Origin of the sequence: Gaetbulibacter sp. M235 (genome assembly GCF_043876835.1) — a bacterium.
Taxonomy (GTDB): Bacteria; Bacteroidota; Bacteroidia; order Flavobacteriales; family Flavobacteriaceae; genus Yeosuana.
The window spans coordinates 391,789-415,342 of record NZ_JBAWJZ010000003.1; the positions used below are offsets into that span (position 1 = coordinate 391,789).

Sequence of the window (23,554 nt, forward strand, 5' to 3'; positions counted from 1 at the left end):
CATGGGAAAGCCAACAGGATTTTTAGAATTTAAAAGAGAAATAGAACAGTATGATGCTGTTGAAAACAGAGTAAGCAATTACAAAGAATTTACCATTCCAATGGAAGAAAAAGCCCTGAAAAATCAAGGGGCTAGATGTATGGATTGTGGTATTCCTTTTTGTCATAGTGGTTGCCCATTAGGAAATTTAATTCCAGACTTTAATGATAATGTCTATAAAGGAAAATGGAAAGAAGCTGCTAAAATATTGCATTCAACAAATAATTTCCCTGAATTTACAGGTAGATTATGTCCAGCACCTTGTGAAGAAGCTTGTGTTTTAGGAATAAATGAAGATCCGGTTACTATTGAAAATATTGAAAAAAACATAGTAGAAACTGCTTTTAAAGAAGGATGGATCGTTGCTCAACCTCCAACTTCAAGAACAGGCAAATCTGTCGCCGTAGTAGGTTCTGGACCATCAGGATTGGCAGCCGCACAGCAATTAAATAGAGCAGGCCATTTAGTAACAGTTTTTGAACGCGATGCAAAAGTTGGTGGTTTATTACGTTTTGGTATTCCAGACTTTAAACTAGAGAAAACCATTATCGATAGACGCGTAGCTGTTTTAGAAGAAGAAGGCATTGTATTTAAAACAAATGCCCATGTTGGTAAAAACATAAGTGTTGAAACTTTACAAGAAGAATTTGATGCTATTGTTTTATGTGGCGGAGCAACCCAAAGACGTGGAATACCAATTAAAGGAGCCGATTTAAAAGGAGTTCATCAAGCTATGGACTTTTTAAAACAAAACAATCAACGGGTTGATGGCATTACTCAATTTGATGAGATTTTAACTGCAAAAAATAAAAATGTTATTGTAATTGGTGGTGGTGATACCGGTTCAGATTGTATAGGAACATCAAACCGTCATGGTGCAAAATCTGTTACAAATTTTGAAATTTTAAGCAAGCCAACTATTGGAAGGCCTGCTAATCAACCATGGCCTTATTGGCCAATGCGATTACGTACCAGTTCTTCACATAAAGAAGGAGTTGAGCGCTTTTTTAGTATTTCAACAAAAGAATTTTTAGGTGATAACGATGGGAATTTAACCGGATTAATTACTACCGAAGTTGAATGGATATTTAAAAATGGTGAACGTCCTCAATTAATAGAATTACCTAATACAGAAAAACATTGGGATTGTGATTTGGTTTTATTGGCATTAGGCTTTACTGGTCCGGAAACAACACTTGTAGACCAATTTGGTTTAAAAACCGATTTTAGAACCAATATCGACGCTTCAACCAAAAACTATATGACTAATGTTCCTGGAATATTTGCTGCAGGTGATATTAGAAGAGGACAATCATTAATTGTTTGGGCAATCTCTGAAGGTAGGCAGGCAGCACATCATGTTGATGTTTATTTAATGGGCAAATCTAATTTACCATTAAAAGATGATAATGATTTACCAAGAATTTAAGTTTTAAGAATAGATTAATAGGCCATAAATTAAGTTCAAAAAACTAAATTGTTTGACGAGATTTAAATTTTATTTAACAAATCAGAAGTGTTAAACTATTATATTTGCACTTCAAAATTTTTATAAAAGCATGTCAAGGAACATAAGTTCAATCTTTTTAACATTAATTTTTGTAGCGTTCATTTCTGCGCCTACAATTATTTCTATGGTTGATGATTCTTTTGACACCTCAATCTTCTATTCTATCACTGAAGAAGAAGAAAAAATATGCCATATTAAGGTTTTATTAAACACTCAATCATCACATGAAATTGATTTTGCTTTAATTAAAACAATAAATAATAAAGAATATTACTTCAAAAAATATTCTAAACCCCACTTAAATCTGATTTCACCTCCTCCAGAGTTACACATATTATAATTTTTATTTTTTAGGCTTATAAAAAGCCAAAATTCAGTTTAACACCTTTTAGTTTTTACTAAGAGGATAAAATTATTATAATATGTTTAAATATTTTAAAAATGACTTACCTGCGAGTATAGTCGTGTTTTTTGTTGCATTACCTCTATGTCTAGGTATTGCTTTAGCTAGTGGAGCTCCATTATTTTCAGGAGTTATTGCTGGTATTATTGGAGGAATTGTGGTTGGAGGACTAAGTGGCTCTAAAGTTGGAGTAAGTGGTCCTGCAGCAGGACTTGCCGCCATAGTTTTAACAGCTATAGGCGCTTTGGGCGGGTATGAAAACTTTCTAGTCGCCGTAGTTCTAGGAGGCATCATACAAATTTTGTTTGGAGTTTTAAAAGCTGGAGTTATCGGGTATTATTTCCCTTCTTCAGTAATTAAAGGGATGCTTACTGGTATTGGAATTATTATTATTCTAAAACAAATCCCTCATTTTTTTGGTTATGATGCTGAACCAGAAGGGGCTGACAGTTTTATAGAAATGTCGGGCGAAAATACATTTTCAGCTATTCTAAATATTATAGATAATATTACCACTGGCTCGATGATTGTTGGGTTTATTGGGTTAGCTATTATTTTATTATGGGATAAAGTCCTTTCAAAAAAGGGAAAATTTTTCCAAGTTATCCAAGGTCCTTTAGTAGCTGTTGTTATTGGAATTGTTTATTTTTATGTAACTTCTGGAATGGAAACTTTTGGCATTCTTCCAAAACACTTAGTAAGTGTTCCTATCCCAGAAGATACTTCTTCATTTTTAAATCAATTTAGTTTTCCAAATTTTAGTACTATTACAAATACAGATGTGTGGGTTACGGCATTTACCATTGCATTGGTTGCGAGTTTGGAAACTTTATTATGCGTTGAAGCTACTGATAAATTAGATCCTCACAAAAATGTAACACCTACCAATAGGGAGTTACTTGCCCAAGGCACAGGAAATATTCTTTCTGGTTTAGTAGGCGGACTTCCTATTACACAAGTAATTGTTAGAAGTTCTGCTAATATTCAATCTGGTGGAAGAACAAAACTGTCTGCCATTTTACATGGTATCTTATTGTTAATCTCGGTAATCCTAATCCCGAAATTGTTGAATATGATTCCATTATCTGTTTTGGCTGCTATATTATTAGTCGTTGGTTACAAATTAGCTAAACCAACTTTATTCAAAAAAATGTACGATTTAGGATGGAAACAGTGGATACCATTTACTGTAACCGTATTTGGTATAGTATTTATTGATCTCTTATATGGAATTGGTTTAGGGCTTGTTGTTGGCATCGTGGTTATTTTATTGAAAAGTTATCAAAACTCGCATTTTCTTCACATTGAAGATAAAAGCAATGGAAAGCATAAAATAAAAATGACACTTGCTGAAGAAGTAACATTCTTTAACAAAGGAGCTATTCTTAAAGAATTGGATAGTTTGCCAGAAAACACATATTTAGAACTTGATCTAATTAAAACCAGATATTTAGATAATGATATTATTGAAATTCTGGAAGATTTTCTTTTTAAAGCTAAAGAAAGAAACATTGATATCAAGTTAGTTTCAAAACGTGGTGTTGTTGAAAACCCTTCAAGCTTTATCGAGTTTTTTAAAACAAGACCCAAATCAAACTTAAGTTTAAGTTAAAATATCATGAAAAAGAATAAATAGAAAATATTATGAAAGCACATACAAGAGAAACACAGGCAACAATGACTCCACAAAAGTCATTGCAATATTTAAAAGAAGGTAACCAAAGATTTCAAAATAACTTAAAAGCAAACCGAAACTTATTAGAACAGGTAAATGACACTAGTGATGGTCAATTTCCATTTGCCACTATCTTAAGCTGCATAGATTCCAGAGTATCGGCAGAATTGGTCTTCGACCAAGGTTTAGGAGATATTTTTAGCGTTCGTATAGCTGGAAATTTTGTAAACGTAGACATTCTAGGGAGTATGGAATTTGCTTCTAAACTGGCTGGCACAAAACTAATTGTTGTTTTGGGTCATACTAGTTGTGGTGCTGTAAAAGGCGCCTGCGACGATGCTAAACTTGGCAATTTAACAGCTATGTTAAGCAAAATAAAACCTGCTGTTAATGCGGTTGAAGAGCCAAAAGATCCAAGCTTAAGAAATTCTAAAAACATAGAATTTGTTGATAATGTATCGCATATGAATGTTCACTTGACAATTGATAGAATTCATGCGGAAAGCCCAGTACTTAGTGAGATGGAAAAAAATGGAGAGATCATGATTATTGGCGCTATGTATGACATAAACACAGGTGCCGTTACATTTTTTGAATAATTGTTATTGTTAGTGGGAGAAAAACTTTGAAAAAGAAAACCCCTAAAAGGTGGCATTAATTTTATTGTTAATGCTGCCTTTTTTAAATCACATTTTTCATAAATTCCTCACACTTTTCAACCATATTTTTACTGCCACAAATAAACGGAACTCTTTGATGTAACTCTGTCGGTTTAATATCTAAAATTCTTGTGAAACCGTCACTTGCCTTTCCTCTAGCTTGTTCGGCAATAAATGCCATAGGATTGCATTCATATAATAATCTTAGCTTTCCTTCAGAATTCAATGAACTTTTTGGATATAAGTATATTCCGCCTTTAATCATGTTTCTATGAAAATCAGAAACTAAAGAGCCAATATATCTTGAGGTATACGGCCTGTCATCTTCTTCCTTCTGGCAATATTTGATATAGTTTTTAATCCCTTGCGGAAAGTGTATATAATTACCCTCATTTACTGAATAAATTGTTCCATCTTCAGGAAACTGCATATCAGGATGTGACAAGTAAAAAGAACCGATTGCCGGGTTTAGTGTAAATCCATTTACACCATCACCAGTAGTATAAACCAGCATGGTTGATGTACCATAAACCACATAACCAGCTGCCACTTGTTGGTTTCCTTTTTGTAAAAAATCTTCAAGAGTTACCGGGGTTCCAACAGGTGTTACTCGTCTGTAAATTGAGAAAATAGTTCCAACAGATACATTAACATCAATATTAGAAGAACCATCTAAAGGGTCGATAAGCACAATGTATTTATTTTGATGGTTTTCATCATTGCTATTAATACTAATAAAATCATCTTCTTCTTCACTGGCAATGCCGCAAACAATATTTCTGTTAGTTAATGTTTGAATAAATTTTTCATTAGCATAAACATCTAGCTTTTGTTGATTTTCTCCTTGAATATTAACTTCTCCTGCGCTTCCAATTATATCAACCAATCCGGCTTTATTAACTTCATGATTTACCACTTTTGCTGCTAAACGAATGGAGTTTAAAAGACTTGACAACTCGCCGGAAGAATATTTAAAAGAGGTTTGATTTTCAATAATAAACTCTCCTAAAGTTTGATTTTTTTTAAACATGAATGTATTATTTGGTTGCGCAAATATCCATTTTTTTTAAATGAACTACAACGTTTTAGTTAAATAATGACGTTTTTAAATAAATAACTTTAACCTATCTTTGAATTAAATTTAATACTATGAACTTTACTATAAGAACTGCTAGTAAAAATGACATGCCTCAGGTTCTAAATCTAATCAAACAATTAGCTGTTTTTGAAAAAGAGCCAGATGCTGTGGAAGTAACCTTAACCGATTTAGAAAATGATGGATTTGGTGAAAATCCTGCATTTCATTGCTTTGTTGCAGAAGTTAATGGCAGCATTGAAGGAATGGCTTTAGTTTATAATCGATATTCCACTTGGAAAGGTAAAGCTCTGCATTTAGAAGATTTAATAGTAAATGAAACCATGAGAGGTACAGGAATAGGTTCTGCACTGTTGGATGAAGTTGTAAAATATGGTTACCATTTAGGTGTAAAACGTATTAACTGGGAAGTGCTTGATTGGAACGAGCCAGCTATTGTTTTTTATGAAAAAAATGGCGCTCATGTGATGCGTGAATGGAATGTGGTACACTTAAATGAACAGGCAATAAAAAATTATATTTCTAAACTGTAATGCAAGTATTTAAATTTGGTGGTGCTTCAGTAAAAGATGCCAATGGCGTTAAAAATCTAGCGTCAGTTTTAAAAAAAGTTGGTTATAAAAACACTTTGATTGTGGTTTCTGCTATGGGTAAAACAACCAATGCTTTAGAGGTTGTTATACACAATTACTTTAATAACAAAAATGAACTTCAAAGCTCTTTACAAGAAGTAAAAAAATACCATAATGCCATTCTTCTGGACTTATTTGAAAATGAACAGCATACTGTTTTTAAAGATATATCAAACTTGTTTGATGAACTAAACAGGTTTTTAAACAGCAACAAATCTCCTGATTATAATTTTGTTTATGATCAAATTATTGGATATGGAGAATTGGTTTCAACCCTTATTATAAGTAACTATTTAAATGAAATTGGATTAAAAAACCAATGGCTGGATGTTAGGGAATTTATAAAAACCGACAACTATTACAGGCGAGCAAACGTTAACTGGGATGATACTCAAAGTTTGATAAATGCAAATTTTAACACCTCAACATTAAATATTACACAAGGATTTTTAGGTAGTGACTCCAATAATTTTACCACTACACTTGGCAGAGAAGGAAGTGATTATACAGCAGCCATTTTTGCCTATTGCTTAAATGCCGAAAGCGTAACCATTTGGAAAGATGTTCCAGGTGTTTTAAATGCAGATCCACGTTATTTTGAAAACGCACAATTGCTTAATAATATATCATATAGAGAAGCTATTGAATTAGCTTTTTATGGTGCTTCTGTAATTCATCCAAAAACATTGCAACCATTACAGCGCAAAGAAATTCCATTGTATGTAAAATCCTTTATTAATCCAGAAGAACCTGGAACCAAAGTAGGCAAAGGCTCTCCGTTAGAACCTAACATTCCTTGTTTTATAGTAAAGAAAAATCAGGTGTTGATTTCTTTATCTTCTCTGGATTTCTCATATATAGTAGAAGAAAATATTAGTGAGATTTTTAGTTTGCTCCATTTATATAAAATGAAGGTAGATGTTATTCAAAATTCAGCCATTAGTTTCTCAGTTTGTGTAGATAATATTTACAACAATCTTGAAAAATTATTGCATCATTTAAAAGCAAAATTTAACGTAACATGTCACGAAAATGTATCACTTTACACCATCAGAAATTATTCTGAAAGTTCTATTCAACAATTAGAGCACGGTAAAACCATATTGCTTAAGCAGTTAACCCAAGGAACTGTTCAAATTGTAACGCTTTAACTTTTTAAAGAGTTTTTTTGGTTTTTTTTAATTGAAAATGTTCAAACAGAGCTGAAATATTAGAGTAAAAAAATAAAAAAATTGATTAGGTTTGTAGATATGACCAAGAAAGTAGAACCAGGCTTAGTTTCGGCAAAAGAAGTTGCTAAAGTTATCAATATAGATAACTATGGGTTCCTAGGAACTTTTATTGGTTGGTTGCTTATTAAGTTGCTTAAAATTTCGACGCTTAATAAGATTTATAAACGTAATAAACACCTTAAAGACCTCACTTTTTTAAATAGTATCCTTGACGATTTTGAAATTAAATTTGAAATCCCGGAAGAGGACCTAAAACGATTACCTAAAGAAGGTGCTTACATTACCATTTCTAATCATCCACTTGGAGGTATTGATGGCATTTTATTATTAAAATTAATGCTTGAACAGCGTAAAGATTTTAAAATAATTGCCAATTTTTTGTTGCATAGAATTGAACCATTAAAACCTTACATCATGCCTGTAAATCCTTTTGAGGACAGAAAAGATGTGAAGTCTAGTGTTTCCGGTTTTAAAAATTCTCTTTTACATTTAAAAGAAGGTCATCCACTTGGTATTTTTCCTGCGGGAGAAGTTTCAACGTATCGAGACGGAAAACTTGTTGTAGATAAACCTTGGGAAGAAGCTGCCATGAAACTGGTTAAAAAAGCAGAAGTTCCTGTGGTTCCAATTTATTTTCATGCCAAAAACAGCAGACTTTTTTATAAACTTTCACAAATTAGCGACACGTTAAGAACCGCTAAACTGCCTTCAGAATTATTAACGCAAAAACGAAGGGTTATTAAAGTTAGAATTGGAAAACCTATTTCGGTAGCCGATCAAAAAGAACATGCAACACTTGAAGAATTCTGCGATTTTTTAAGGCGAAAAACCTATATGCTTTCAAACTCTTTTGAGGAGAAGTCAAAAATATTAGACAATATTTCTTCTTCTTTAAAAGTGACAAAAATCCCAAAACGTATTGTGACTCCAATCTCACAAGAGGTAATGACTAAAGAGGTTGAAGAACTTAGAAAAGGAGATTTTAGGTTATTGCAAAGTAAAAACTACGAAGTGTTTTTGGCCCAGGCCGATAAAATTCCTAACATTTTAAGAGAGATTGGCAGGTTACGAGAAATAACCTTTAGAGAAGTCGGCGAAGGTACCAATGAAGCCATTGATCTTGATGAGTTTGACACCTATTACCACCATATGTTTCTTTGGGACGATGAAAACAAACTTATTGCTGGCGCTTACAGAATGGGTCTAGGCTCAAAAATATTTGCCGAATTTGGTATTGATGGATTTTACCTTCAGGACCTTTTTAGATTTGAACCCGAACTATACAAAATGATGAGCCAGTCCATTGAAATGGGACGTGCGTTTATCATTAAAGAATACCAGCAAAAACCGATGCCTTTATTTTTACTTTGGAAAGGTATTGTGCATACGACGCTTCGTTTTCCTGAACACAAGTTTTTAATTGGAGGCGTAAGTATCAGCAATCAGTTTTCAAATTTCTCAAAATCTCTCATGATTGAGTTTATGAAATCTCATTATTACGATCCGTATTTGGCGCAATATGTTCATCCTAAAAAAGAATTCAAGGTAAAACTTAAAGATGCCGATAAAGATTTTGTGTTTGATGAAACTGAAGCCGATTTAAATAAATTCGATAAAGTTATTGACGAGATAGAACCAGGAGCATTGCGTTTACCGGTGCTTCTTAAAAAATATATCAAACAAAATGCAAGGTTGGTAGCTTTTAATGTTGACCCACTTTTTAATAATTCGGTTGATGGCTTAATGTACATTAAAATTGCCGACTTACCCGAAAGCACCGTAAAACCTGTTATGGAAGAGTTCCAGGCAGAACTGGAACGCAAGCTTACAGAGAATAACGAAGAAAACTTGTAACCATAAACAGCTCAAAAAATATAATAAAAAAGCCCAAAACAAGTTTTGGGCTTTTTTTATTAATATATCAGTTCATTAAAACCAAGGCTTTTTACCTACTTGGTACATATTGTAAAACTCTTCGTCTGATTTTGTTAGGTAAATAATCCCTTCTATCAATCCTAAAATACTCATAACCCAACCTGCAATGCCACAAGTTGCTATTCCAAGAATTAAAGTGATTACAAGAATAATAATCCCTTCTTTAGTATATCCTAAAATAAATTTATGAACACCAAGTGCTCCCAATAATATAGCAAGTACGCCTGCCAATATTTTTTTGTTACTTCCTGTAAAAGTTTCTTTAGCGCTTTCTGTAAATTCTGAAGCTGATTCTTTTGCTTCCTCTGTAAATTCTTTGGCCTTATCTTTAAGGTCATCGCTAAAATTATTTTCTTCTGCCATGATGGTTTTTATTTGGTTAAACAATTAAAAGTAATAAAAAAATCTCTATGTAAACATTTTCCCTATTATCTAAACAATAAAATGACCCCACCAATGGCTGTAACAATTAAAATAAATCGTCTGTAATTTAAATTTGAAATCAATTTAACAATAGCTACACCTACAAAAAACCCAAGAACAACCACTGGAATCATAACCGAATTTAAAACCAGCGTCTCCACACTTACTGTTTTCCAAACAAAAAAATGAAACGGTAACTTAAAAACATTGACAATAAAAAATAACCAAGCTGCTGTTCCTATAAATTCATTTTTAGGAAGCCTTGTTGCCAGAAAATAAATATTTGAAACTGGTCCTGCCAAATTACCAATCATGGTTGTAAAGCCCGCCAAAAAACCCATAATCCAAGAAAAAAATCTGCTTTTGGGCACTGCTGTTAATTTTCTGCTTTCTGAAATAAACATTAGAATTACCAAACCAATTATGATAATAGCCATTAATCTTTTAAAGATTGCTTCAGAAATGTCGTTTCCCATCCAAACGCCAACCAAAACACCAACAACCATCATGGGCAATAATTTGAAAATGTATTTCCATTGTGCATGCTGATTGTAATAAATAACCGCTAAAATATCGGCACAAATTAACATGGGCAATAAAATTCCTGTTGATGTTTTTTCACCAAAAACAAAGGCAAGAATTACCACTATAATAATTCCAATTCCTTTAATACCCGCTTTTGATAATCCCAATAAAAAAACAGCTAAACCAATAGCTGCCCATTGCAAGAATGATAAATTATAGGATTGGAGAATTTCTAAATAAGTCAATATAGATTTTAAATTATGTATTTATTGAAAAGCTTTGTCTATAGGTTCCCAAAGTTCTACTTTATTTTCATCATTATCTAATATCCAACCAAATTCTCTTCACGATAATTAAACATGTTGGTCTAAAAGTATTACGTTACCATCAGGATCATACACCATAAAACTTGCAGGACCTGAATTACTTTCATCAACTTCTTTTTCAAGTTTAATACCTTTCGCCTTTAAGTGCTTTTGAATATCCCTTATATCATCAAAAGGTTCTACTTTATTTGCATTTTCATCCCAACCTGGATTGAAGGTTAAAATATTATTTTCAAACATGCCTTGAAAAAGGCCAATAAGTGCATTGCCGTTTTTCATGATAAGATAGTTTTTCTCCATTTGTCCTGCATACACATTAAACCCAAGTGTTTCGTAAAATTGTTTAGATGCCTTAATGTCTTTAACACTAAGACTTGCTGAAAATGCTCCTAATTTCATGTTTCAAGGTATTATAGGTTGCTAAATATTAATTCTTTTTTAAAACAGATTCATAACTTTGTATCCATTCATCTACAGTCATTTTTGTGGCAAGTTCACCTAATAATTCATAAGGAATATCATCCATTTTTTTAAAACGGATACAACTTTTTCCCATATCTAATTTGGTCTTGCTGTACTTTGGAAATTCGTTTATAAACCAATCGAATAATTCTTTTTTAATATAAATTCCCATATGATATACAGCAACAAAATTCTTTTGTGATGCGATATTTAAAAAAGGCAAAGGCAATTCGGGCGAACAGTGATACCCTGCAGGATATTTTGTATGAGGAACCACAAAACCAATCATTCCATAACTTATAGCTTCTTCAAAACCTTTAGGAAGATTCTCCTTGATAGTATTGCGAAGTTTACTTATTACAGCCTGCCTATCTTCTGGCAATTGTAAAATATACTCTTCAGGAGTATTGGCACTGTATGTCATTTTGCAACTTTTTAGATTTCTAAAGTTAACAAAATTTTGCTTTTATTTTATTTACTATAATTTGAGCCAATTTTGCTTTGCTTTCAATGGTCCAACCAGCAATATGAGGAGACAAAATAACATTCTGGGCTTTGATTAAATATTGAAAGGCTTCTGGCATTTCAGAAGAAAATAAGTTTTCGAAAGAAGCTTTTTCGTATTCTAAAACATCTAAACCTGCCCCTAGTATTTTTCCAGATTTGAGTGCTTCTACCAAATCTTGAGTCACAACGCTTTTACCACGAGCTGTATTAATAAACCAAAATGGTTTTTTAAACTGATTAATTAATTCAGCATTTATCAAATTTAAAGTTAATGGCGTTTGTGGTGTATGAAGACTTATAACATCAGTTTGTTCTTGTAATTCTGCAAGAGATACTTGTTTGGCATTTTCGTCGCCAACATTTTCTTTGATGTCATAGCAAATAAGCTTAACATCAAAACCTCGAAGTTTTTTTGCGAAAGCCTTTCCCATATTGCCATAACCAATAATTCCAACTGTTTTTCCATCAAGTTCAACTCCACGATTATCTTCACGTAACCACTTGCCTAATCTAACCTCGACATCTGCTTTGTTTAGCTTATTGAATAAAGAAAGTAACATTCCTAAAGCATGCTCACCTACTGCATTTCTATTTCCTTCGGGTGCTGCAATAAGAGAGACTCCTTTTTTTTCGGCATAATCACAATCTATGTTTTCTAGTCCGGCACCAACACGACCAATAAATTTTAAGTTAGTGGCTGCATCAAGAAATTGTTTATCAATAGTGAATCTGCTTCTTAAAATGATACCATCGTAGTCTGAAATTTTTGATTCAATAACTTCTTTTGAAGACGTGTAATCTTCATGATTTGTAAAACCTAAATCATTGAGTTGGCTTATCAATAGTGGATGGTTAGTATCTAGATGAAGTATTTTCATGTACAGTAAATATCCAGCAAATTTACAAAGTTTTGCGTTAGCGATTACTCATCAAACTATTTCAAATTAATAAAATTGTGAATGCTACGTATTTGAAGAGAAAATCTTTTTGCTTTTGCAAAAGATTGTAACGAAAAGCGCGACCCATAGGGTAACGCCCAACTTATTTAAAACCCTAGAATAAGTTTTGCTATTAGGAAGTAAAGCAGGATTCCAAAAATATCATTACTTGTTGTGATAAAAGGTCCTGTTGCTACTGCTGGGTCAATCCCGCGTTTATCTAAAAAAATAGGAATGAATGTTCCTATTAACGCTGCAATAATAATTACAGTGATTAACGCTGCTCCAAGGGTTAAAGAAACCAAATAATCTGTTCTGAAAAAGAAATGGCTGATTATAATTGCTACAAATGCAATAGCTATACCATTAACTAATCCTAGCAAAAACTCTTTAAACAAGCGTTTTAGTATTTCGCCTTTTATAGTATCATTAGCCAAACCTTGTACTACTATAGCTGAAGACTGCACCCCTACATTTCCGGCAGTTGCTTGAATTAAAGGAACAAAAATTAAAAGAATACTATAGCTTTTCATGACTACTTGAAAATTGGTGATTATGGTTGCGGCACCTATACCTCCAAACATGCCTATTAATAACCATGGTAAACGTGCTTTTGTAAGTTCCCAAATACTATCATCTGCTTCTACATCACTGGTGATACCCGCTGCTAATTGATAATCTTTTTCAGCTTCTTCTTTCATGACATCTACAATGTCATCGATAGTGATTCTTCCTAAAAGGCGTTGATGATTATCAACCACAGGAATGGCTTCCAAATCATATTTTTGCATCACTTTTGCAACGTCTTCTGCATCATCATGAACATTTACACTATCAACACTTTTAATATAAATGTCTGATATTTTTTGATCGCTTTTTGCAACAATTAAATCCTTTAAAGAAAGTCTGCCTATAAGTCTGTTCTGTTTGTTTACAACATAAATGGAATGAACCCGAGTCACTTCTTTAGCTTGACCTCTAATTCGACGCAAACAACCGGCAACCGTCCAAGTTTCATAAACTTTAACCAATTCTTTTGCCATAAGCCCACCAGCTGTATCTTCATCATAGGCTAAAAGTTCTCTAATTTCAGCTTTGTGGTCTTCATCTTCAATGTTGGAAATAACTTCTTGCTGACGTTCTTCAGGAAGTTCTGCAATAATATCGGCGGCATCATCTGTATCAAGCTCTTCAATTTCTTCAGCAATTTCCTTTGCTGATAAGTTTCTTAATACTTTTTCTCTATTGTCCTCATCTAATTCCATCAGGACATCAGATGTGGTTTCAGAATCTAGAAGCTTTATAACATACATAGCCTCATCTAGATTTAACTCATCTAGAATTTCGGCAATATCAGCATAGTGAAACCCGTTTAAAAGCTTTTGTAATTCTTTGTCGTTTTTTTGTTCGACTAAAAATTCGACCTGCTCAATAAGTTCATCGCTAAGTTGAAACTGTATGTTCTCGTTTTCTTCTAACAAATTGAAAAAATTATTGGTTTTAAATGTCTTTTTCAATCTTCTGTGTCAACAAAATAAATTGCTGAACACTTAATTGTTCCGGACGTTTGTCAAAGATAACATCTTCTCTTAAACTTTCGCTTAAATTGAATGTTTTTAAACTGTTACGAAGCGTTTTTCGGCGTTGTTGAAAAGCTGTTTTTACAACTTTAAATAATAATGCCTCATCACAAGGCAATGTATAATTTTCTTTTCTTGTTAGTCTTAAAACGCCTGAATCAACTTTTGGTGGTGGATTGAAAACTGATGGTGGCACGGTAAATAAATACTCTGCGTTATAAAATGCTTGGGTTAAAACAGATAAAATTCCATATACCTTACTTCCTTCTTTTGAGCAAATTCGTTGTGCAACTTCCTTTTGAAACATACCAGAAAACTCTGGAATTTGGTTTCTCATTTCCAACATTTTAAAAACGATTTGTGTTGAAATATTGTATGGAAAGTTGCCTATGATAGCGAATGATTCTCCTTTAAAAATTTCATTTAAATCATACTTTAAAAAATCTTTTTCAATAACCCTTGGAGCAAGGTTTAAAAAATTTGCTTTTAAGTAGTCAACAGATTCTGTATCTATTTCAATAACGTAGGTCGTTAATTCTTTTTTAAGAAGATACTTGGTTAAAACACCCATTCCCGGACCAATTTCTAAAACAGATTTGTAGCCGTTTAAAGTAAGTGTATCTGCAATTTTTTGGGCGATACCTTCATCGGTCAAGAAATGCTGTCCTAAATGCTTTTTTGCTTTTACGGTCATAATTAAGGTGTTTTTTTAAGTAACTATTAGGTTACTGTATATTCATCAATAATTTCAAGTTCTGTCCTAAAAGACAACACGCGATCTCCAAAATTTTTTAAAGCATCTTGTCTTAATCTATCGGCATCATTTTTATAGTATAATTCTAAAGCTTCTCTTGATTTTGCTCTATATTGTATTGAATATGTAACTCCTCCTAAATCTTCTTTAACTAAAACCCGCGTAAGTTTAGCCTCAGTAAAATGGCCAGTGGAAAGCACTTGCGGAATATGGTTTTTAACCCATTCTAACCATTGTTGATGAATACTTTCATCAATGTTTGATGTGACATTATAAATTATCATGATTTATTTTTACTATCTCTATAATTGTTTTGCAAATAACAGGAGTTCTTCATCATCTTCAAAAGGTTTTACCTTTTTTTCGTAAGTGAAGCCTAACTTCTCAAGTAATTTTACTGAATTAGAATTAATTGGTAATGTAATTGCCAAAAGTTTTTTTAACTGAAATTTTTCTTGAGCTAATTTTAAAATTGCAGTTGATGCCTCAAAGCCAAAACCCTGTCCTTCAAATTCCGGTAAAAAAGCAAAGCCAAAATCCACTTCTTCTAATTGTTCTCTTTTAACTAAACCACAAATCCCAATGGATTCATTATCAAATTTGTTTTGCAATTTGTAAAAACCAAACCCTAGCTCTTTATAACTTTTTAATATGCCATTGGTTAAATAAACTTCAGCATCTTTAATAGTTTTTAAATTTCTATCACCAATATACTTAATCCAGTTTGGTGTATTGACCAATTTTAAAAAGAAAGGAGCGTCTTCAAGAGATATTTTTGATATTACAAGACGATTGGTTTCTGCAATAATCATAATTTTAATTTATGGCGTCACCGCGTAAAGCTCTATATTTTTTTCTGGCTTCTATAAAGTAAATGCTGTCGGCGTGATTAAACACAATATCTTCGTATAATGCTTTAGCTTTTTCTGGTTCAGACAAGTAGGTAGAATATAAATTAGCCAAAGCAAAACTTGCATCATCAACTAATATTCCATCTTTATAATTGGTTAGAATGTTTGAATAGTTTGCTTCAGCTTTGACGTATTCTTTTTTCTTTTCGAATAATTTCGCTTGTTTATATAAGGCTTGTGGCACAATACTTTCTGTTTTATGGTTTTTTAAAATAGTGTCCAATAACGAAATGGCTTCATCATTTTTATTTTGAAACGACATTAAATCGGCCTTTGCAAATAATTTTAATGCGACATGAAGAGAATCTTCATACTTATTATCTGAAATAATAAGTTTTAAATCTAAGGCATCATTTGCAATAAGTTGCGAGGTTGAAGCCTTTAAAATTTTAAGCTGAGATTCCGCCCAATTAAAATCGCCTTTATAATAGCTTGTTTTAGCAACTTTAAATCTTGCTTCTTGAGAAATAGTACTGTTTTTTAAGCTTCGCTGAATTTGGGTGTAATATAATAAAGCCGTATTAAATTCTTCCTTTAAAACATAAATATCACCAAGTTCTAATTTAATTTGTGCTTTTTGTAAATCATTTATAGGCAGGTTAAGCGATTTCTCTAAAAAGGTGGTTGCCTGTTCTGTTTGATTCAAATAAAAAGCCAAAAAGTGTGCATAAGCAATTTGCAAATCTAAAGTTTGTGAAAAGGTTCCGAACTCATTAAACAAGGCTAAATATTCTGAGTTTATTTTTTGGTAATCTTTAGCTAAACTTTCTTTGGTTTCTATTTGAAGTAAATTGTAATGAGCGCTTATTAAAGTTTCTAAATCTTGAGCGGTATTAATTAAATAATTAAGTATTTCTTTCGCAACTTCATCATCCCCTTCATTCATTGCAATACCATAAAGCTCTACAATTCTTAATAAACTTTCTGGTTTTCTGTTGAAAATAGCTTTTTCTTGAATAAATGCTTTACCAAATTCTCTTTGCTGAATAAATAACCAACTAAGCATATCGTTCCAAAGAACATTTGGTTCTTGCTGGTCTTTTTTTAGTATGATTTTTTTTAATAGGACATTATTTTCATTAGAAGCATCTTCACTTATAAAATCGTTTATGGCACGTTTAATATTGTTTAAGGCAACCTCGTTATTCTGAACAAAATCAATATAACTATTAAACATTTTTTCAATGTCTCCTTGTTCGCCATAAATTTGGGCCATTTGAAGATTAAAGTTTAAATCTGGCTTAAGAGTTGATGCTTTTTCATAGGCAGCTAATGTTTCATTTAGCAGGGAATGGCTTTGAAAACTTCTAGCAACATTAAACACATTATTCACATTTATATCTAAACTTGCCAGTGCTTTAGAGTAATATTCATTTGCCTTTTCTAAATTGTTTTTTAACTGATAATTGTACCCTAATTCTACTAAAAAAGCTGGGTAATTATTCTTTTCTAAAAGCTTCGTTAAAAATTGCTCCGCATCGTCATACTTTTCTAATTGCTGATATGTGTTTATTAATTGAAAAATATAGATGGTGTTTGTAGGCGATTTTGCATAGAGCTTTTTGTATTCTACCAATGCTTTTTCATATTCACCATTTTCAAAATAATCTTTTGCAAAAATGTCGTCTTGCGAAAACACATTTACACTTACAAAGACTAATATTATAAAAATGAATCTCATAAGGTAAATATAAGGAATGTGCTTTGTAGATACTGTAAATATTATTATAAAAAATGCCCGAATAGAATTCGGGCATTTACCAACCTAAATAAATACCTATTAATTTCCGCTAATTTTAAAAAACGAAAAAATTACTAGATTGGGGACATTCTTAAATTGAATTTAATCCCTATTTATTTATTACCACAGATGCAGTTTTATTTTCAGATTTTGACAATTCGAAATCTGAAAATAAAACCTTACTGGCAAAAAACACAAGTAATAAAAGCAGAAAGATTCTTTTAAGGTTTTTCATGGTTTTTAGGTTAACTAGATTTGGTTGCGCTAACTTCTAAAATAAATATGAAAATTCAAAAGAAAATGATAAAAAATCGTTGAATAACCTGATTTTTTTAACACTTAATCGATTATTAATTTTTTATATTGCTATTTTGTAATATAAAGATTGCTTTTTATGATTAATCAATAATTGAAAAACCTGTATATTTTTGTAATACTTCTGGTATAACAATTCCTTTCTCCGTTTGATAATTTTCTAATATTCCCGCAAGTACTCTTGGCAATGCCAATGAGCTACCATTTAGTGTATGTGGCAATTCGTTTTTACCTTCACTATTTTTAAAGCGTAGTTTTAACCTGTTGGCTTGAAAAGTTTCAAAATTTGATACAGATGAAATTTCTAACCATCTGTTTTGGGCCGTAGAAAATACTTCAAAATCATACGTTAAAGCAGATGTGAAACCCATATCACCCCCACAAAGTCTTAAAATTCTATATGGTAATTTTAATTCCTGTAAAATGGTTTTTACATGATTCACCATACCATCAAGAGCTTGGTAAGATTTATTTGGATGCTCAATACGAATGATTTCAACTTTATCAAATTGATGCAATCTATTTAAACCTCTTACATGTGCGCCGTAACTTCCAGCTTCTCTACGGAAACATGGCGTATATCCAGTAATGCCAATTGGTAAATCGCTTTCGTTTAGTAAAACATCCCTAAATATATTGGTTCCAGGAACCTCAGCAGTTGGAATTAAATACAAATTATCTTCTGTAACATGATACATTTGCCCTTCTTTGTCTGGCAATTGCCCGGTTCCAAATCCTGATGCTTCATTTACTAAAAGAGGTAATTGATATTCTGTATAACCTGCTTCAGTATTTTTATCAAGAAAATATGTAATTAAAGCACGTTGAAGTTTTGCTCCTTTTCCTTTATAAACCGGAAAACCAGCACCTGTAATTTTATTGCCTAATTCAAAATCTATAATATCATATTTCTTGGCTAATTCCCAATGAGGTAAAGCTCCCTCATGCAAAACTGGTATATCTCCTTCTTTATAAACTTCTTCATTATCTTCAGCAGAATTTCCTAAAGGAACAATTGCATTCGGAATATTAGGTATTTTGTATAACAATTGACTTAATGCTTCTGCTTTTGCATTTAAGGCTTCATTAAGCTCTTTTGTGACCTCTTTAATTTGACTGGTTTTTTCTTTTAAGATATTTGCCTTTTGAGTTTCGCCAGATTTAAACAAATTACCAATTTCTTTTGAGAGAGAATTTGATTCTGCTAATAAACCATCTAATTCTGTTTGAATACGTCTTCTTTCTTCATCAACAGAAATAACTTCTTCAATTAATTTTGTAGCATCAATATTTCGCTTTGCCAATCCAGCAATTACCAAATTTTTATTTTCTCTAATAAAAGGTACTTGTAACATGTTTTAAAATTTAAGTGACAAATTTAGGGAATTACTAAGAAATTCAGCTTGGTTTTTAAAGGTAAAATCCAATTAATTAAAGCTTGGTTTTTATATAGGCAAGTGAGGTTTCTTTATCTTTAAACAACTGTGCTTTTAAAGCCTCAACCGATTCAAATTTAACTTCGTCTCGAAGGCGATGTAACATATTAATTTGAATTTTTTTGTTATAAATATCTTTATCAAAATTAAAAAAATGAACCTCAATACTTTCTTTATCGCCACTAACGGTTGGATTTATTCCTATGTTCATCATGCCATAAACATCCTTGTTTTTAATTGAAGCACTAATTATGTAAGATCCTTGTTTTGGTATTAATTTGTAATCTTCTTTTATGTCTATATTGGCCGTTGGAAATCCTAATTGCCTACCTAACCCTTTACCTTTAATAACTTTTCCTGTTAGCATAAAACAATAACCCAAATACTTATTGGCCTTTTCTATATTTCCTTCATTTAATGCCTTTCTTATTTTGGTAGAACTAACAGCTACATCATCAATATCTTGAACAGCTATTTCTTCAACTTCAAAATTATAAAGTTCTCCAAATTTCTTTAAGTCTTCTAAATTGGCGTTTCTGTTTCTTCCAAATCTGTGATCATATCCAATAATCACTTTTTTTGCGTGCAGTTTTTTTACTAAAATTTTATTTACAAAATCTTCAGCCGAAAGACGTGAAAATTCATTTGTGAATTTTTTAACTAACAGATAATCAACACCCAATTTGTCAATTATTTTAGTACGCTCATCTATTGTATTGATTAGTTTAATCCCAGAATCTTTTTGCAATACCATTCTTGGGTGTGGAAAGAATGTTAGAATAACAGATTTTAAATTGTTTTGCTTAGCAGAATTAATTAAACGTTTAATGATTTTTTGATGTCCAAGATGCACACCATCAAAAGTCCCAATGGTTACTACGGTATCATTAACTGGTTTATAAGATTCTATTTTATTGATTTTCCTCATAAAAAAAACTCAATTGCTAATTTCATTAAAAAAAGCTAGATTTGTTATTATCTTTAAAAAAAGATGCCCTAATAAAAAATATGAAAGCAAAACTACATTATGTTTTCTCAATAGCAATATTTTTATTTGCCTTTTCAAGTTTTGCTCAAAACAAATACTTTATTGAAAGTAATAGTGGTATAAATGCAAAAGCATCTTCTAACAAAATAAAGAAAGAAAAAATATTCAAATTTGATTATTTAGATTTAAGTAGAACTCTATCAAAAGCACCTGCAAGATTTAAAAACACCTCCAAATCTTCAAGTTTAATTATGAGTTTTCCTAATTTGAAGGGTAAATTTGAAAACTACCAAGTGTTTGAAGCCTCTGTAATGCACCCAGATTTACAAGCAAAATATCCAGAAATTAGATCTTATGTAGGTTATGGTGTTGATTCACCTACTTCATATCTGCGATTTAGTTTATCTCCTTATAAAGGATTGACCGGTATTGTAATTTCTGGTGAAACAGACGAAAGTATGATGATTAATCCATTACAAGGAGACATTTCAAAAATTGTTATTGGTAAAAAAACAAACAGCTTAAATAAAGATTATTCCTCGTTCTGTAAAACCATAGATGAAATGGGAGATACTTTTAAAACAACAAAATCAAATCTATCTAGTAAAACTACGTCAGCAAATGCAACTCTTCACACCTTTGATTTAGCATTATCAGTTACAGGAGAATACACACAGTTTCATGGCGGTACTAAAGCTGCTGCCAATGCGGCAATGGTGGCTACTTTGACAAGAGTCAACGGTATTTTTGAGACTGACTTTAATGTAACAATGGTTCTTATAGCAAACAACGATAACATTGTATATACTGACCCGAACACAGATCCTTATTCACCAAGTTCAATTGGAACAACAGATCATCCTGTTTATAATGGTACATACTGGAATATTGAACTTCAAGATGATGTTTTAACCCCAATTATAGGTGAAGCTAATTATGACATTGGGCATTTATTCTCAGTTGATGGTGACACTAGTAATGCAGGATGTATTGGTTGTATTTGTGTAACTGCTGCCCATATTGGTGGTAAAGGCAGTGGCTATTCGTCTGCAGCAGATGGTATTCCAGAAGGAGATACTTTTGACATAGATTTTGTAGCTCACGAAATGGGCCATCAATTTGGAGCCAATCATACATTTAGTCATTCATCAGAAGGTTCAGGTATTGCCCAAATGGAACCTGGAAGTGGTACTACAATTATGGGATATACTGGAGTTACTGGAATTGACACTGATGTACAATCTCATAGCGATCCATATTTTCACGCAATATCCATTCAACAAGTTACGGGCCATGTTTCGACAAGAACTTGTGATATAGAGACAGCAACAGGAAATAATATACCAACAGTTTCAGCTGGTTCAAATTTAACACTTCCAAAAGGAACACCTTTTAAATTAGTTGGTTCTGCTACAGATGCCGATGCAACAGATATTCTTACTTACTGTTGGGAACAATTTAATGAAGATGATGCCTTAAATCCATATCCAGACCCAAATTCTACAAGTAACAATAAACCTTTATTCAGGTCATATTCACCAACTACTTCACCTACTAGATTTTTTCCAAGATTAACAGATTTAATAAATAGCGGTGTTAACGGAACAAAATGGGAAAAAATACCATTGGTTTCCAGAAGTGCTGTTTTTAGATTAACTGTTAGAGATAATAAAGCAGGTGGAGGAAGCAACAATTATGGTAATGTTACTGTAAATTGGGATGGTACCAAAGGCCCTTTTGAAGTAACTTCTCAATCTGTTACAGGAATCTCTTGGGTTAGTGGTTCAACCGAAACAATAACCTGGAATGTTAATAATACCAATACAATGACAGGAGCTTCAAATGTAAATATTTTGCTTTCCACTGACGGTGGATTAACCTATCCCACAGTATTAAAATCAAACACTCCTAATGATGGAAGTGAAAATATAACTGTCCCAAATATTCCTGCTGCATATTGCAGAGTTATGATTGAACCCACTAATAATAAATTCTTTGCAATAAACTCTAAAGACTTTGCTATTGACTTTTCAATTTCCCCTACTTGCGATGTTTTTGCTTCAACAGATTCTAGTTTGCCTTTAACAATTACTGATAATGCTAATGTTTATACAGAATCATCATTTGTTAATGTTCCTGTTTCCGTTTCTGTTACCAATTTAAAATTAACAGTTAATATAACACATCCATATCCTGGAGATGTATTATTAGGTTTGCAAAGTCCAAACGGTACACTCTTGAATATTCTTGAACCTTACAGTCCTTGTCAAGATGAAGACGTCAATATTATTGCAACCTTTGACGATAATGGAGCAACTATTGATTGTGGTACTATTGGTAATGGTTTAACTTTTAAATCGCCTATATCATCACTCAGTGACTGGAAAGGTGAAAATGCTTTAGGTAACTGGATATTAAAACTAGGTGATGGTGGTATTGGAGATGTTGGCACTTTAAATAGTTGGTCTATTGAAGTATGTTACGATAATGTCACACCCTTAAACATTGATGATTTTGGACTAACTAATTTTAACGTCTATCCTAACCCAAATAATGGTTCATTTACAGTAAAGTTTAATGACGCTTTGAAACAAACAATAAACGTTGAACTATTTGATATTAGAGGAAGAAAAATTTATAAGAATACTTATCAAAATACAGGTGATTTTAACCAAGAAATAAAACTAAACAACGTTCAAGCTGGTTTGTATATCTTGAATGTAAGTGATGGTTTAAGAAAATCAACTAAAAAGCTTATTATTGAATAGTAAAAAAGGAAAGATTGATTCTTTCCTTTTTTATTTTCCATTGAAACTATTCATAGTAATATTTACTCCAGATAGCACAAACGATTTTATTAATTCAATAGATTTATCAAGTCTCTCTTTAAGTTTTTCAGACTCTTCTGAATTCCATTCACTCAAAACATAATCTATTTGTTTTCCTTTACTAAAATCATCACTGATACCAAATCTAAATCTATTATAATTTGTGGTTTTTAATTTGTCTTGGATGTCTTTTAATCCATTATGTCCTCCATCACTTCCTTTGGTTTTAAGTCTAATACTTCCAAAAGCCAAGTTTAAATCATCGGTAATAATTAAAACGTTTTCTAAAGGTATATTTTCTTTTGTTAACCAATACAAAACAGCCTTTCCGCTTAAATTCATATAGGTACTTGGTTTTAAGAGTAACAGCGATTTCCCTTTTATTTTACAAATAGCAATATCACCTAACTTTTGAGTTTCAAATACTACATTTTCTTCAGCTGCCAATGCATCTAAAACTTTAAACCCTATGTTGTGGCGTGTGTTGGCATATTTTTCGCCAATATTTCCCAGCCCAACAATTAAATATTTCTTCATAATATCTGTTGCTTCTATGTGTTGATTTCTTTTAAAAAAATTAATTAAAAACTTATACATAAAAGTTTAGTTTGTGTAAAAATAAAAAAGCATCCTGAATAT

General features: G+C 31.9%; 22 protein-coding genes. 8 read left to right on the forward strand and 14 right to left on the reverse strand.

Features of this window, described 5'->3' with window-relative positions; genetic code table 11:
* Position 1: 1 nt before the first annotated feature.
* From V8G69_RS06975 to V8G69_RS06990, 4 genes are all read left to right on the forward strand, one after another.
* Positions 2 to 1,468 (forward strand): glutamate synthase subunit beta, encoded by a 1,467-nt coding sequence (locus tag V8G69_RS06975; protein ID WP_394881110.1) that lies wholly within the window; start codon positions 2 to 4, stop codon positions 1,466 to 1,468.
* 130 nt (positions 1,469 to 1,598) lie between these two features.
* Entirely contained in the window at positions 1,599 to 1,889 is a 291-nt protein-coding gene (locus V8G69_RS06980) for a hypothetical protein (RefSeq protein WP_394881111.1), read from the forward strand.
* An 82-nt stretch (positions 1,890 to 1,971) separates the two neighbouring features.
* Complete coding sequence (locus tag V8G69_RS06985) at positions 1,972 to 3,564, forward strand: SulP family inorganic anion transporter (protein WP_394881112.1); 1,593 nt, start codon at positions 1,972 to 1,974, stop codon at positions 3,562 to 3,564.
* Between the two features lie 32 nt (positions 3,565 to 3,596).
* Entirely contained in the window at positions 3,597 to 4,226 is a 630-nt protein-coding gene (locus V8G69_RS06990) for a carbonic anhydrase family protein (RefSeq protein ID WP_394881113.1), read from the forward strand.
* 82 nt (positions 4,227 to 4,308) lie between these two features.
* On the opposite strand, the gene fbp is transcribed toward V8G69_RS06990, so the two are convergent.
* Entirely contained in the window at positions 4,309 to 5,316 is a 1,008-nt protein-coding gene (gene fbp, locus V8G69_RS06995) for a class 1 fructose-bisphosphatase (RefSeq protein ID WP_394881114.1), read from the reverse strand.
* A gap of 119 nt (positions 5,317 to 5,435) precedes the next feature.
* On the opposite strand from fbp, the gene V8G69_RS07000 reads away from it, so the two are divergent.
* The 3 genes from V8G69_RS07000 to V8G69_RS07010 all read left to right on the forward strand — a co-directional run bounded on the left by V8G69_RS07000 (position 5,436) and on the right by V8G69_RS07010 (position 9,100).
* On the forward strand, positions 5,436 to 5,915 hold the full coding sequence (locus V8G69_RS07000; RefSeq protein ID WP_394881115.1) for a GNAT family N-acetyltransferase: 480 nt from the start codon (positions 5,436 to 5,438) through the stop codon (positions 5,913 to 5,915).
* Complete coding sequence (locus V8G69_RS07005; protein WP_394881116.1) at positions 5,915 to 7,165, forward strand: aspartate kinase; 1,251 nt, start codon at positions 5,915 to 5,917, stop codon at positions 7,163 to 7,165. Before V8G69_RS07000 ends, V8G69_RS07005 begins: the two co-directional genes overlap by 1 nt.
* A gap of 99 nt (positions 7,166 to 7,264) precedes the next feature.
* On the forward strand, positions 7,265 to 9,100 hold the full coding sequence (locus V8G69_RS07010; protein WP_394881117.1) for a GNAT family N-acyltransferase: 1,836 nt from the start codon (positions 7,265 to 7,267) through the stop codon (positions 9,098 to 9,100).
* A gap of 75 nt (positions 9,101 to 9,175) precedes the next feature.
* On the opposite strand, the gene V8G69_RS07015 is transcribed toward V8G69_RS07010, so the two are convergent.
* The 12 genes from V8G69_RS07015 to V8G69_RS07070 all read right to left on the reverse strand — a co-directional run bounded on the left by V8G69_RS07015 (position 9,176) and on the right by V8G69_RS07070 (position 20,027).
* Entirely contained in the window at positions 9,176 to 9,544 is a 369-nt protein-coding gene (locus tag V8G69_RS07015; RefSeq protein WP_394881118.1) for an NINE protein, read from the reverse strand.
* Positions 9,545 to 9,609: 65 nt separating this feature from the next.
* A complete protein-coding gene (locus V8G69_RS07020) occupies positions 9,610 to 10,374 on the reverse strand; it encodes a TSUP family transporter (RefSeq protein WP_394881119.1) in 765 nt (254 codons plus the stop codon).
* Positions 10,375 to 10,482: 108 nt separating this feature from the next.
* On the reverse strand, positions 10,483 to 10,854 hold the full coding sequence (locus V8G69_RS07025) for a VOC family protein (protein WP_394881120.1): 372 nt from the start codon (positions 10,852 to 10,854) through the stop codon (positions 10,483 to 10,485).
* 28 nt (positions 10,855 to 10,882) lie between these two features.
* On the reverse strand, positions 10,883 to 11,341 hold the full coding sequence (locus tag V8G69_RS07030; protein WP_394881121.1) for a DUF1801 domain-containing protein: 459 nt from the start codon (positions 11,339 to 11,341) through the stop codon (positions 10,883 to 10,885).
* A 25-nt stretch (positions 11,342 to 11,366) separates the two neighbouring features.
* Positions 11,367 to 12,302: a 2-hydroxyacid dehydrogenase gene (locus V8G69_RS07035; RefSeq protein ID WP_394881122.1), complete on the reverse strand. Its 936-nt coding sequence runs from the start codon at positions 12,300 to 12,302 to the stop codon at positions 11,367 to 11,369.
* Positions 12,303 to 12,469: 167 nt separating this feature from the next.
* Positions 12,470 to 13,843: a magnesium transporter gene (gene mgtE, locus V8G69_RS07040; protein ID WP_394881198.1), complete on the reverse strand. Its 1,374-nt coding sequence runs from the start codon at positions 13,841 to 13,843 to the stop codon at positions 12,470 to 12,472.
* 19 nt (positions 13,844 to 13,862) lie between these two features.
* Positions 13,863 to 14,636: a 16S rRNA (adenine(1518)-N(6)/adenine(1519)-N(6))-dimethyltransferase RsmA gene (rsmA, locus tag V8G69_RS07045; RefSeq protein WP_394881123.1), complete on the reverse strand. Its 774-nt coding sequence runs from the start codon at positions 14,634 to 14,636 to the stop codon at positions 13,863 to 13,865.
* 26 nt (positions 14,637 to 14,662) lie between these two features.
* Positions 14,663 to 14,980, reverse strand: a complete 318-nt coding sequence (locus tag V8G69_RS07050) for a DUF4286 family protein (RefSeq protein WP_394881124.1) — start codon at positions 14,978 to 14,980, stop codon at positions 14,663 to 14,665.
* Between the two features lie 18 nt (positions 14,981 to 14,998).
* Complete coding sequence (locus V8G69_RS07055; protein WP_394881125.1) at positions 14,999 to 15,508, reverse strand: GNAT family N-acetyltransferase; 510 nt, start codon at positions 15,506 to 15,508, stop codon at positions 14,999 to 15,001.
* A gap of 4 nt (positions 15,509 to 15,512) precedes the next feature.
* Positions 15,513 to 17,288, reverse strand: coding sequence for a tetratricopeptide repeat protein (locus tag V8G69_RS07060; RefSeq protein ID WP_394881126.1), 1,776 nt, complete (start codon positions 17,286 to 17,288; stop codon positions 15,513 to 15,515).
* Positions 17,289 to 17,746: 458 nt separating this feature from the next.
* Positions 17,747 to 19,018 carry a serine--tRNA ligase gene (gene serS / locus V8G69_RS07065; RefSeq protein WP_394881127.1) on the reverse strand — a complete coding sequence of 424 codons (1,272 nt, stop codon included), beginning with the start codon at positions 19,016 to 19,018 and terminating at the stop codon, positions 17,747 to 17,749.
* Positions 19,019 to 19,094: 76 nt separating this feature from the next.
* Complete coding sequence (locus tag V8G69_RS07070; protein WP_394881128.1) at positions 19,095 to 20,027, reverse strand: bifunctional riboflavin kinase/FAD synthetase; 933 nt, start codon at positions 20,025 to 20,027, stop codon at positions 19,095 to 19,097.
* An 80-nt stretch (positions 20,028 to 20,107) separates the two neighbouring features.
* On the opposite strand from V8G69_RS07070, the gene V8G69_RS07075 reads away from it, so the two are divergent.
* The gene (locus V8G69_RS07075) at positions 20,108 to 22,855 is read left to right on the forward strand and encodes a reprolysin-like metallopeptidase (protein ID WP_394881129.1); all 2,748 of its coding nucleotides are present in this window, start codon (positions 20,108 to 20,110) and stop codon (positions 22,853 to 22,855) included.
* A gap of 30 nt (positions 22,856 to 22,885) precedes the next feature.
* Here the strand turns inward: V8G69_RS07075 and pth are convergent, their stop codons facing one another.
* A complete protein-coding gene (gene pth / locus V8G69_RS07080) occupies positions 22,886 to 23,512 on the reverse strand; it encodes an aminoacyl-tRNA hydrolase (protein ID WP_394881130.1) in 627 nt (208 codons plus the stop codon).
* Positions 23,513 to 23,554 lie beyond the last annotated feature (42 nt).